Below are 11,191 nucleotides of genomic sequence, written 5' to 3'. Positions count from 1 at the left end.
AAAATCATTTGAATGATTTCTTCTTGGTCTACGTGCCATAAAATACTCCATATATTGATGTTTATAACATCATTTGAGGAGCAGAATATCACTTATAGGAGTTGTTCAAATTTACGGATCCATCTCTTAGAACCAGAACAACAACTTTATTCTCCATGACTTGATATACCAATCCAAATTGATCAGTAATGTCCTGGAAGTAACACAGATCCTTCAAAGCATCTTTTCCAATACAGCTATTGATACAGTTATTGAAACAGCAAAACAAACGATAAAATATAAGTAATCACCTACTCAAAAAGCTCAACAACCAAAAGCCGTGAGCTAATTTGATTGTAGGCCTTTATAGACCGTACCTCGTCTATCAACATCTAGAACCAGAACAACAACTTTATTCTCCATGACTTGATATACCAATCCAAATTGATCAGTAATGTCCTGGAAGCAACACAGATCCTTCAAAGCATCTTTTCCAATACAGCTATTGATACAGTTATTGAAACAGCAAAACAAACGATAAAATATAAGCAATCACCTACTCAAAAAGCTCAACAACGAAAAGCTGTGAGCTATAGAGCAAATGTGATAAAAACACGTACGTGTTTAGAGGTACATAAGTGGACAGGTTCCTGACACATAAATTGTGTAAGTTGTATAACTTATGATTATTATGTAATCAGGGTGCTTGATAACCAATTCTGGATCATAAGTAGTTATCTACAGCTGTTTAATGTAATAGAGTAATAGAATTCTGCAACTCAACCAAGAACTGTCAGATCAGACAAAGTTGTCTTCCTGAGTAATTTATCTACAGTCTCATCTAGTATAATGTCGTATTTTTGCTCGACAAAATGTCGTATTTTTGCTAGTTTAAAGGTATGTGAAAACTGATGTATAAGGGAGATGCGATGACAACTAAAGCGAAAATGCAAATGCGCATCAAACGCTCAAAACGTTATGTTTTTATGCGTGATGATTTTAATGACATTGCGAATTATGACCAAATTGGAAGAGTTCTGCGAAACTTAGTTCAAGAAGGTGAGCTAATTAAAGTTGGTTATGGTATTTATACCAAAGCAAGAAAAAATCAAATTACCGGCAAAGTAATGCCAGCCTGTCCAGAAGGCGCGGATGCAGTGATCTTAGAGGCATTAAAAAGATTGGATGTGCAGGTTACGTTAGGAGAGGCTACGGAAAAATATTTATCTGGTCAATCCACCCAGATTCCAGCCTTTACTCAAATTAAAACCCCGCGTCGTTTTACACGCCAATTGTCTGTAGGTCGTAGCCAAATTAATGCCTGATATAAAAAATGTGTTTGCAGATGTCGCTGATGCACTTGGTATTGGTGCAACTTCTATTGTTGAAAAAGATTACTATGTTGTCGAGTTATTGAGACTATTACAGTCTCTAGAATTTGAAACGCATGACTTGGTTTTTGCTGGTGGAACTTCTTTAGCTAAAGCAAATATTCAGTTAAATCGGATGTCTGAAGATGTGGACATTAAAATAGTTCCAAAACCAAATATTGCATTAAGTCGCTCTAAAGCTAAAGTTGTACGTAAACAATTGCTTCATCAAGTACAAGACAAAATCTCTCAATCTGATTTCTTTACAATTGAAGAGGAACCAGTTGTCTGGGATGAATATCGTTATATGGAATTATTAATTCGATATCCTCAGCATTTCAACCAAGCTCCCTGTTTACGACCATTCATTAAATTGGAATTAGTTGAAACAGACTTACTTGAGCCTTTTGAATCTAGAAGTATCACCTCGTTTGTGTATGACTTGGCTAAGAAAGGGAAGCCAGTCGATGCTTTTCCCTCCGTCACAATTGTCAGTACCAGTATCGAGAAGCTGATAGCAATTTTAAGGCGTACAGCGGCCTTTGCTAGAAATGCTGAAAGAGCTGATGATGAATCATTAGTTCGACATGTGTATGACTACTTTAAAATTACCTATGGTAAACCACAAGATTTTGTTTATTTAGGGCACTTAGCTACTAAAGTTATAAAAACTGATATTGAGCGTTATGGTCGTCAGCATACTCTTATGGTTGAAGACCCGATTGCTGAATTGTTATTTGGTTTAAATGAATTAAGTCGTAATCCACTCTATAAAGCCAGGTTTAATAATTTTGTTGTTCCTATGGTGTTCGGGGACAAACAAATATCATGGCAGCAAGCCTATTCACATTTTCAGGACTCAGTTCAACAGATCTTCGCTAACTTAAAGTTGTAAATGTAGAAAAGAAATTAGCTTAAGCACAATAGATTATTTATTTACAATCACTCTTATTACAACTAAATTTGTCAAAATTCTTCAGAGTTTTTTCTTTGAATTCTAACTCGTAACTCATCGAAGATAGAAAATGTTAATTCGCTTGAAATTTTTTTTGAATTAGCCTAAGTATAATTCTTAGGCTATTCTTAAAACCATATTTCAAGCTGCATAAAAATTCGATTAGGCAATTGTTTTAAAAACCAGGTCCGTAATCGTAACTATTTTCTTGCGTGGACTCTTTACGACTATTACGTGATGTCACAGATTGATTTTTATAGAAATTATCAGCTCTATCTTCCTTATTTATTATACTAGGATCTTTAGGTTCCAAACTTAATTCTCTCCTTGGCGGTTTTGGTTCAGCACTGTCATTTTTAGCAGCTGAATTACCAATTGGACTATTCTCAATTGCAGCATTCACTTTTTGCTGAGCAGTGGTTTTAAATTCAATTTTGATATCTTCTGAATCAGCAATTTGTTGTACTTGTTTTTTAAACTCATCTGTTCCAAAAACTAAAACAACACCAAACTTGGCTCTTGCCAGGAATAAAGCATCACGGATATGCTCATGTTGATGACTAACAACTGTAATTTCTGATGTATTTTTCGTTTCAAAAAATGCAACTTTTTTTTGGTCCAGATAAAATTTTTGTCCAAATTTGTATTCGATTACATAGTCTTTTCTAAAAAGAGATGTCATTTGGGATTGCTGATGAGGTATAGACATTTTCTTTGAAGATTCTAATGTATTCAAGCGTTCTCCTTCTTGTTTTTTCTGAAGCTTGAGTCTTCGAGTGTATTCAAAGTATTGCAGCATTTGCTCAAACTCAGATTCAGCTAAATTTTCAGGAAGTTTGATTGTTCTTTTCTTCTCAACCTTAGGCACGAGCTCTAATTCTAGTGTTGAAGATGAAGACTGAGAGTTGTGCTTGTGTTCTTTTGGGCTTTGTTGCACAAACCTATCTGTAAAGGCTTTTTCAGCGATATAATTTTCAAATGAAGAAGCCTACACACAAAATCTACCGCACAACCAATTGGCCCGCATATAACCGAGCACTCATGAGTCGCGGAAATATTGCCATTTGGTTTGATCCTGCTACGCAATGGTATGCTCCATCAAAAGGCAAACAAGGGCGAAATCAAACCTACTCCGACGCAGCTATCCAATGCTGCTTAATGATTAAATCCTTATTCCGTCTATCTTTACGTATGGTCACTGGCTTTGTGCAAAGTCTGATTAAACTTTGCGGATTAAATTGGACCGCACCAGATTACAGTACGCTTTGTAGAAGACAAAAGCATATTGATATTGCAATCAGCTACCAAAAAAGTAGCGATGGGCTGCATCTACTCGTAGACTCTACAGGCATGAAGTTTCTAGGTGAGGGCGAATGGAAACGCAAGAAACATGGAGCTGAATATCGTCGCCAATGGCGTAAACTACATATTGGTATAGATGCCAAAACCCTACAAATACGCGCTATTCAGCTCACAACCAATAATGTCAGTGATTCACAGGTGCTTGGTGATTTACTTAATCAGATTCCACAAGATGAGCAGATTGACTCTGTTTATACCGATGGAGCTTATGACACCAAGCAATGCCGTCAGGTCATTGCAGATCGGCAAGCACATGCGGTGATTCCACCTAGAAAAAATGCGAAACCATGGAAAGATACAAAGAGTAGCTCGCTAGAGCGAAATGAATTACTTCGAACAGTTAAACGTTTAGGCAGGACATTATGGAAAAAATGGTCAGGCTATCATCGCCGCAGTTTGGTGGAAACCAAGATGCATTGCATCAAATTATTAGGCGATAAATTAATGGCAAGAAGCTTTCCTAGTCAGGTGAATGAAATTCATGCACGTGTAGCAGTCCTCAACAGATTTACGGAATTAGGTCGACCACTTACCCAAGTTACGCCTTAAATTTGGCTCAATTAGGGGCGCTTTGCATTTCAAATCTTTGTGCAACAAAGCCCCGATCTTCTGTTAAATACTCGTTGATGCCAGCGAGTATTTTTTGTTTCTCTGCTTCATCTTCCATTTTCTTGAGCAAGTAAGAACCCAGTAAAATTTTACGTCTGGTATCGTTTTTTCGATTTTGTTCTTTCTGTTTTGCCTTTTCACGAGCGTCTTTAGCCTGCTTTTGAGCTTTAAGCTGCTTTAAGCGTTCTTCCTGTTGCTTTAAGCGTTCTTCCTGCTTAGCAATTCTCTGTTCTAAAGATTCATTTGTCATTGTAATTCCCATACCTAAAAAACCATTCAAGCATAGGATACCTGCCATTGAGATTCAATGCCTTCCTAAGCTATAATGGTTTTCCAGAATGGCGCACTTTACCAAACTAATTTCATTAAGTTTGGAAGTCCGAAAGGGGATACCCCTTTACCCCATAAAATTATTTTGTTGTTGTTGAGAAAAGACAAATGAGCCACCTCCGCGCTTCATCAGAAAACTGAAGGAACCTCCATTGAATCGAACTAATATTTTTTTTGGTGAATCGCATTCTGACTGGTTGCCTGTCAGAGGCGGAGAATCTGGTGATTTTGTTTTTCGACGTGGTGACGGGCATGCCTTCGCGAAAATCGCACCTGCTTCCCGCCGCGGTGAGCTCGCTGGAGAGCGTGACCGCCTCATTTGGCTCAAAGGTCGAGGTGTGGCTTGCCCCGAGGTGATCAACTGGCAGGAGGAACAGGAGGGTGCATGCTTGGTGATAACGGCAATTCCGGGAGTACCGGCGGCTGATCTGTCTGGAGCGGATTTGCTCAAAGCGTGGCCGTCAATGGGGCAGCAACTTGGCGCTGTTCACAGCCTATCGGTTGATCAATGTCCGTTTGAGCGCAGGCTGTCGCGAATGTTCGGACGCGCCGTTGATGTGGTGTCCCGCAATGCCGTCAATCCCGACTTCTTACCGGACGAGGACAAGAGTACGCCGCAGCTCGATCTTTTGGCTCGTGTCGAACGAGAGCTACCGGTGCGGCTCGACCAAGAGCGCACCGATATGGTTGTTTGCCATGGTGATCCCTGCATGCCGAACTTCATGGTGGACCCTAAAACTCTTCAATGCACGGGTCTGATCGACCTTGGGCGGCTCGGAACAGCAGATCGCTATGCCGATTTGGCACTCATGATTGCTAACGCCGAAGAGAACTGGGCAGCGCCAGATGAAGCAGAGCGCGCCTTCGCTGTCCTATTCAATGTATTGGGGATCGAAGCCCCCGACCGCGAACGCCTTGCCTTCTATCTGCGATTGGACCCTCTGACTTGGGGTTGATGTTCATGCCGCCTGTTTTTCCTGCTCATTGGCACGTTTCGCAACCTGTTCTCATTGCGGACACCTTTTCCAGCCTCGTTTGGAAAGTTTCATTGCCAGACGGGACTCCTGCAATCGTCAAGGGATTGAAACCTATAGAAGACATTGCTGATGAACTGCGCGGGGCCGACTATCTGGTATGGCGCAATGGGAGGGGAGCAGTCCGGTTGCTCGGTCGTGAGAACAATCTGATGTTGCTCGAATATGCCGGGGAGCGAATGCTCTCTCACATCGTTGCCGAGCACGGCGACTACCAGGCGACCGAAATTGCAGCGGAACTAATGGCGAAGCTGTATGCCGCATCTGAGGAACCCCTGCCTTCTGCCCTTCTCCCGATCCGGGATCGCTTTGCAGCTTTGTTTCAGCGGGCGCGCGATGATCAAAACGCAGGTTGTCAAACTGACTACGTCCACGCGGCGATTATAGCCGATCAAATGATGAGCAATGCCTCGGAACTGCGTGGGCTACATGGCGATCTGCATCATGAAAACATCATGTTCTCCAGTCGCGGCTGGCTGGTGATAGATCCCGTCGGTCTGGTCGGTGAAGTGGGCTTTGGCGCCGCCAATATGTTCTACGATCCGGCTGACAGAGACGACCTTTGTCTCGATCCTAGACGCATTGCACAGATGGCGGACGCATTCTCTCGTGCGCTGGACGTCGATCCGCGTCGCCTGCTCGACCAGGCGTACGCTTATGGGTGCCTTTCCGCAGCTTGGAACGCGGATGGAGAAGAGGAGCAACGCGATCTAGCTATCGCGGCCGCGATCAAGCAGGTGCGACAGACGTCATACTAGATATCAAGCGACTTCTCCTATCCCCTGGGAACACATCAATCTTACCGGAGAATATCGTTGGCCAAAGCCTTAGCGTAGGATTTCGCCCTCTCCCGCAAACGACCCCATGTGGGCGGTAAAATCAGCTATGTCCGTATTCCCTCACCTGAAGACTTCTGGTGATGAAAATGGCATCCCCACCCGGAAACTGGAAAACCCGCTATAAAGCCAGTGATCTTGCAGACCATCAAAGATTAGAAATGACCTGCAAGAAATGTAACCGCCTTGTTTATATCAATAAGGCAATGATCAGCTCAATTCGAGGACACGAGCAATTATATTTGGACGAAGTTGAACGACGCGCACGCTGCAAAGCTCAAAATTGCCGTGGCACCATGCGCATGGCAATGGTGCGTCTTGATGAACTCAGCGGTTTTATTGGCGGGATTGCTTGATCTCCCGCCAAGATTTTAAGATCGCAATAAACTGGCTGACTGGCGCAATAATGGTATAGCAATAAGATAAAGGCTTGCTGCGACGAGCCAAACCCAACCATCCCACTGCCCCGCGGTTAAGCCATAAAGCGTCGTAAATCCGACCGGCCCGATAATCGAGGTTATATTCGTCAACCCCGTTAAAGTTCCCTGTAAAGCACCTTGTTTTTCATCGCAAACAAGACCTGAAATAATGGCCTGCAAAGCAGGCATACCAATGCCGCCTGTGGCCAGCATAAAAATTGCCGGCAGAACCATCCAGCTTTGCGTGATAAAAGCCAGCAATAAAAACCCGCACATATCAGCGCCCATTCCAAGCAGCAACACACCGCGGTCACCCAGTCGCTTTGAAAGAGTGCCGGTTAAAACAGCTTGTACGAATGTATGTGCTGCACCAAAAACGGCCAGCGACACACCTGCTGTGCCAATATCCCAATTCAAGCGCTGTTCGCCATAAATCACCCACAAAGCGGCGGGCGCCTGCCCAATCAGCTGCATAAGAAAAAACAACGCAAAAAAGCTGGCAAGTCCCTGAACTGCAAAATTGAAGCGAAAGCCTTCAAACAAATTGATTTTGGCTGGCTGTCCTTCAGGCGGTTGTGACGGCGTTTTGGGCAACAAGAAAGCCACCAAACAAAAGGCAATTGCATTGAGAAGAGCCCCTGCCACAAAGGGCGCATGCACAGATATATCACCAAGAACACCGCCAATAGCAGGCCCTGCAATCATACCTGCACCAAAACACGCCCCCATAAAACCAAACCAACGCGCACGTTCTTCCTGTTTAGTTGTATCAGCGATAATTGATGCCGCGATTGCACCAGTTGCTCCGGTAACACCTGAGATAATCCGGCCGATATAAAGCACCCATAAAACAGGCGCTGCCGCCATTATGCTATAATCAATCGTGGCACCTAAAAATGAAACCAGCAAAATAATCCGCCGTCCATAGCGGTCAGATAACCGCCCTAAAACGGGCGCGCAAAAGACCTGCATAAACGCATAAAGCGATAAAAAAACACCATAGTGAAATGCTGTTTGCTCTGCCGGTACAAATTCATTTAATAAAGCCGGAACCACCGGCATGATTAATCCCAAACCAATCGCATCAAGCGCGACAACAATGAGTGCGGTTATAAGTGATTTTGACATAGATGTGACTTTTATTTATCATTGATAAGTTGGCGATAATAAACTTTATCAACGATAAATTGTCAAGAGGTAATGCAATAAAATGACCAAATTGGATCGTGAGACCGTTATTCAGGCTGCACTTGAACTTCTCAACGAAGTCGGTGTTGACAATTTAACAACGCGAAAATTGGCCGAGCGCCTGAAGGTGCAGCAACCTGCTCTTTATTGGCATTTTCGCAATAAGCGCGCCCTGCTTGATGCCTTATCTGAAGCCATGTTAGAAAAAAATCACACCCGCACCGTGCCTCAGACAGGAGAAGACTGGCGTGTCTTTTTAAAAGAAAATGCACTCAGCTTTCGTAGCGCACTGCTTTCTTATCGTGATGGCGCACGCATTCATGCGGGCACACGCCCAACCAGTGCGCAATATGAGCGCGTGGAAAAACAGATCAGATTTTTATGTGAGAGCGGATTTGAACAGCCCGATGCCGTACGGGCATTAGTGATTGTCAGTCATTATACGACGGGCTCTGTCAGTGAGCAGCAAGCAGCCCTCGAAGATAGTTCTGAACGCAAACAAGCCTCAAAAGAAGCCCCTGCACAGCCATCACAGTTTCTATCTCATGCCTTTGATACATTCGATGCGGAAGGTGCCGATTTTGCCTTTGAATATGGATTGGATGCTTTAATTTCCGGTCTGGAAATGAAGAAAGCCACAAAATAACTTAGCAGATGCAACATAAAAAAGCCCCGCAAAGCGAGGCTTTTAAAATGATTAACTTAAAGATTATGCTTTTGGTGCAGCTTTTGGTTTGCGTGTTGAATAGACGACAAAGAACCCTGCAACCAAACCATAACCAAGCCATTTAAATGGCAGTATATCCGCATCTTCGCTGCGGATTGCACGTACCGCAACCGTGCCCGGACGTGTTTCCACACCCGCTTTACCACTGCTTTGAGCCGCTTCAATCTGATCAGGTGAGACGACCCATTCACGGCCTGTATATTTATCATAGGCCATAAAACCAAAGCCCACGATGAGTGCGGTGATTGCGCCTGCAATCAAACGAATGCGCATATTCATATCAAATTTCCATTATTTAATCTTGTTCAGCTTTTAAGCTGACAACAGCAAAAACATCAATTAGCAAAGCCGATCACTTATTATTATCTAATTCAAAATCACAAAATGGGGTCGTTTGCGGGAGGGGGCGGAATCCTACGCTAAGGCTTTGGCCAGCGATATTCTCCGGTGAGATTGATGTGTTCCCATCCGAGCGGCGAAACATGGGCCAAGAGATCGGGCGATAGCAGCTTTCCATCGCGTTTCTGGTTTGCAACGACCTCGCCGAGCTTCATGGTGTTCCAGAAGATGATGATGGCGGCGAGCAGATTCATGCCGGCGATGCGGTAATGCTGGCCTTCGGCGGAACGGTCGCGGATTTCACCGCGGCGGTGGAAGCTGATTGCCCGCTTCAGCGCATGATGAGCTTCGCCTTTGTTGAGCCCGATCTGGGCACGCCGTTGGAGTTCGGCATCCAGAATCCAGTCGATCATGAACAGGGTGCGCTCGACGCGACCGACTTCCCGCAGGGCTGTCGCGAGCTCGTTCTGCCGCGGATAGGAGGCGAGTTTCCGCAGAATCTGGCTTGGCGCGACGGTCCCGGCAGCAATGGTGGCGGCGATGCGCAGGATGTCGGGCCAATTGCGCTCGATCATGGCTTGGTTGACCTTTCCGCCGATCAACGCTCGCAGGTGCGGCGGGGCGGCCGACGGATTGAACGCGTAGAGCCGTTTGGATGGCAGGTCGCGGATGCGCGGAGCGAACCGGTAGCCGAGAATGGCACATGCGGCAAAGACGTGATCGGTGAAGCCGCCCGTGTCGGTGAACTGCTCGCGGATATGGCGTCCAGCATCGTTCATCAGCAGGCCATCGAGGATGTAAGGCGCTTCGCTTGCCGTTGCAGGAATCACCTGGGTTGCGAACGGCGCATATTGGTCGGAGACGTGGCTATAGGCTTTCAGGCCCGGGGTATTGCCATATTTCGCGTTGACCAGGTTCATGGCCTCACCTTGCTCTGTAGCGACGAAGAACTGTCCGTCGCTCGAAGCCGACGTGCCCATGCCCCAGAACCGGGCCATGGGTAACGCTGCCTGTGCCTCGACCACCATGGCCAGCGCCCGGTCATAGGCTTCGCCCTCGACATGCCACCGTCCAATGCGGATCAATTCCCAGAAGGTGTGGGTGTTTGTCGCATCCGCCATTTTGCGCAAGCCGAGGTTGATCCCTTCCGCCAAGATAACGTTCATTAGCCCGATCCGGTCAGCGCAGGGTGCTCCTGTGCGCAGATGGGTGAACGCTTCGGTGAAGCCGGTCGCCGCATCCACCTCCAGCAGGAGATCGGTGATGCGCGTGGGCGGGATCTGCTTGTAGAGATCGAGCACCAGATCTTCGGCGCCTGTCGGCGCGGCGGCTTCGAGTTTCTCGATATGCAGAACGCCGTTTTCAATCGACCCGCCCGGGATCGTGCCTGCGCGAGCGGCACGGCCAAGCTCGCGCAACCGCATGTCGAGGCGAGCTTGCCGGTCTGCCAGCCATTCCTCCGGCCGCAATGGCACAGCGAGACGACCGCCTTCCGCGATGGATTGTGCCGGAACGAGTGCGTGTTTCAGATCGCCATAGCGCCGGGACCTAGTAAGCCAGACATCTCCGGAGCGGAACGCATCGCGCAGATGGAACAGCACCGCGATCTCCCATAGGCGAGCGTCGCCAGCCCTCTGGGCCCGAAGGTGGCGATGCCATTTCGAGCTGGGCCGCAAGAAGCTGGTCATCGCGGCATCGTTCAAACCGGTACGAAGGGCCGTCACCGCTTCCAGAAGCGGCAGTGCAACGGGCGCAGCTCGCAGATCGAGCAGGCGCAACATGCGTGGAGCGTATCGGCGGAAGCGGTGATAACCGTCGAGCACATGATTGAGCGGATCGTCGGCCATGGTGGCGGTCAGCCTGGTTGCCATTGCAACAAGGGTTTTTAAGCCGTCCCACCCTGACCCACTCGCGATGGCACTGTTGCAAATAGTCGGTGGTGATAAACTTATCATCCCCTTTTGCTGATGGAGCTGCACATGAACCCATTCAAAGGCCGGCATTTTCAGCGTGACATCATTCTGTGGGCCGTACGCTGGTACT

General features: G+C 46.4%; 12 protein-coding genes. 7 read left to right on the top strand and 5 right to left on the bottom strand.

From position 1 onward, the window contains the following. Nucleotides 1-908 precede the first annotated feature (908 nt). Together FTV43_RS13690 and FTV43_RS13685 are read left to right on the top strand one after the other, a co-directional pair. Nucleotides 909-1,304 carry a DUF6088 family protein gene (locus FTV43_RS13690; protein ID WP_120376154.1) on the top strand — a complete coding sequence of 132 codons (396 nt, stop codon included), beginning with the start codon at nt 909-911 and terminating at the stop codon, nt 1,302-1,304. Further along, nucleotides 1,297-2,244 carry a nucleotidyl transferase AbiEii/AbiGii toxin family protein gene (locus tag FTV43_RS13685; RefSeq protein ID WP_120376155.1) on the top strand — a complete coding sequence of 316 codons (948 nt, stop codon included), beginning with the start codon at nt 1,297-1,299 and terminating at the stop codon, nt 2,242-2,244. The genes FTV43_RS13690 and FTV43_RS13685 overlap by 8 nt, the downstream gene beginning before the upstream one ends. Nucleotides 2,245-2,479: 235 nt before the next feature. Here FTV43_RS13685 and FTV43_RS13680 read toward each other — a convergent pair whose 3' ends face one another. Beyond that, nucleotides 2,480-3,241, bottom strand: a complete 762-nt coding sequence (locus FTV43_RS13680) for an LPD7 domain-containing protein (RefSeq protein WP_179995728.1) — start codon at nt 3,239-3,241, stop codon at nt 2,480-2,482. A 41-nt stretch (nt 3,242-3,282) separates the two neighbouring features. On the opposite strand from FTV43_RS13680, the gene FTV43_RS13675 reads away from it, so the two are divergent. After that, a complete protein-coding gene (locus FTV43_RS13675) occupies nt 3,283-4,215 on the top strand; it encodes an IS5-like element IS17 family transposase (protein WP_000743272.1) in 933 nt (310 codons plus the stop codon). A gap of 7 nt (nt 4,216-4,222) precedes the next feature. Here FTV43_RS13675 and FTV43_RS13670 read toward each other — a convergent pair whose 3' ends face one another. Continuing rightward, nucleotides 4,223-4,525 (bottom strand): mobilization protein, encoded by a 303-nt coding sequence (locus FTV43_RS13670; RefSeq protein WP_179995729.1) that lies wholly within the window; start codon nt 4,523-4,525, stop codon nt 4,223-4,225. Nucleotides 4,526-4,757: 232 nt separating this feature from the next. On the opposite strand from FTV43_RS13670, the gene aph(3'')-Ib reads away from it, so the two are divergent. The 3 genes from aph(3'')-Ib (at nt 4,758) to FTV43_RS13655 (ending at nt 6,831) form a co-directional block, all read left to right on the top strand. After that, nucleotides 4,758-5,561 carry an aminoglycoside O-phosphotransferase APH(3'')-Ib gene (gene aph(3'')-Ib / locus FTV43_RS13665; RefSeq protein ID WP_001082319.1) on the top strand — a complete coding sequence of 268 codons (804 nt, stop codon included), beginning with the start codon at nt 4,758-4,760 and terminating at the stop codon, nt 5,559-5,561. Beyond that, complete coding sequence (locus tag FTV43_RS13660) at nt 5,561-6,397, top strand: aminoglycoside O-phosphotransferase APH(6)-Id (RefSeq protein ID WP_000480968.1); 837 nt, start codon at nt 5,561-5,563, stop codon at nt 6,395-6,397. Before aph(3'')-Ib ends, FTV43_RS13660 begins: the two co-directional genes overlap by 1 nt. A 167-nt stretch (nt 6,398-6,564) precedes the next feature. Continuing rightward, nucleotides 6,565-6,831, top strand: coding sequence for a hypothetical protein (locus tag FTV43_RS13655; protein ID WP_052928020.1), 267 nt, complete (start codon nt 6,565-6,567; stop codon nt 6,829-6,831). A 15-nt stretch (nt 6,832-6,846) separates the two neighbouring features. On the opposite strand, the gene tet(Y) is transcribed toward FTV43_RS13655, so the two are convergent. Beyond that, on the bottom strand, nt 6,847-8,022 hold the full coding sequence (gene tet(Y) / locus FTV43_RS13650; RefSeq protein ID WP_011931119.1) for a tetracycline efflux MFS transporter Tet(Y): 1,176 nt from the start codon (nt 8,020-8,022) through the stop codon (nt 6,847-6,849). An 82-nt stretch (nt 8,023-8,104) separates the two neighbouring features. On the opposite strand from tet(Y), the gene tetR(Y) reads away from it, so the two are divergent. Next, complete coding sequence (gene tetR(Y), locus FTV43_RS13645; protein ID WP_011931118.1) at nt 8,105-8,728, top strand: tetracycline resistance transcriptional repressor TetR(Y); 624 nt, start codon at nt 8,105-8,107, stop codon at nt 8,726-8,728. Between the two features lie 63 nt (nt 8,729-8,791). Here the strand turns inward: tetR(Y) and FTV43_RS13640 are convergent, their stop codons facing one another. Together FTV43_RS13640 and FTV43_RS13635 are read right to left on the bottom strand one after the other, a co-directional pair. After that, nucleotides 8,792-9,088 carry a hypothetical protein gene (locus FTV43_RS13640; protein ID WP_044501921.1) on the bottom strand — a complete coding sequence of 99 codons (297 nt, stop codon included), beginning with the start codon at nt 9,086-9,088 and terminating at the stop codon, nt 8,792-8,794. 140 nt (nt 9,089-9,228) lie between these two features. Then, nucleotides 9,229-11,191: Tn3 family transposase (locus tag FTV43_RS13635; protein ID WP_368856090.1), on the bottom strand; the 1,963-nt coding region annotated here is incomplete at its 5' end.

Source organism: Acinetobacter sp. YH16053, assembly GCF_013417035.1.
GTDB classification, from domain to species: domain Bacteria; phylum Pseudomonadota; class Gammaproteobacteria; order Pseudomonadales; family Moraxellaceae; genus Acinetobacter; species Acinetobacter towneri.
This window is presented reverse-complemented; position numbering and strand designations above follow the sequence as displayed.

What these genes read in the sequence shown, in the direction of transcription:
- FTV43_RS13690 (WP_120376154.1), top strand. Translation starts at nt 909, where the DNA reads ATGACAACTAAAGCGAAAATGCAAATGCGCATCAAACGCTCAAAACGT.
- FTV43_RS13675 (WP_000743272.1), top strand. Translation starts at nt 3,283, where the DNA reads ATGAAGAAGCCTACACACAAAATCTACCGCACAACCAATTGGCCCGCA.
- FTV43_RS13655 (WP_052928020.1), top strand. Translation starts at nt 6,565, where the DNA reads ATGGCATCCCCACCCGGAAACTGGAAAACCCGCTATAAAGCCAGTGAT.
- FTV43_RS13640 (WP_044501921.1), bottom strand. Translation starts at nt 9,088, where the DNA reads ATGAATATGCGCATTCGTTTGATTGCAGGCGCAATCACCGCACTCATC.
- FTV43_RS13670 (WP_179995729.1), bottom strand. Translation starts at nt 4,525, where the DNA reads ATGACAAATGAATCTTTAGAACAGAGAATTGCTAAGCAGGAAGAACGC.
- FTV43_RS13685 (WP_120376155.1), top strand. Translation starts at nt 1,297, where the DNA reads ATGCCTGATATAAAAAATGTGTTTGCAGATGTCGCTGATGCACTTGGT.
- FTV43_RS13660 (WP_000480968.1), top strand. Translation starts at nt 5,561, where the DNA reads ATGTTCATGCCGCCTGTTTTTCCTGCTCATTGGCACGTTTCGCAACCT.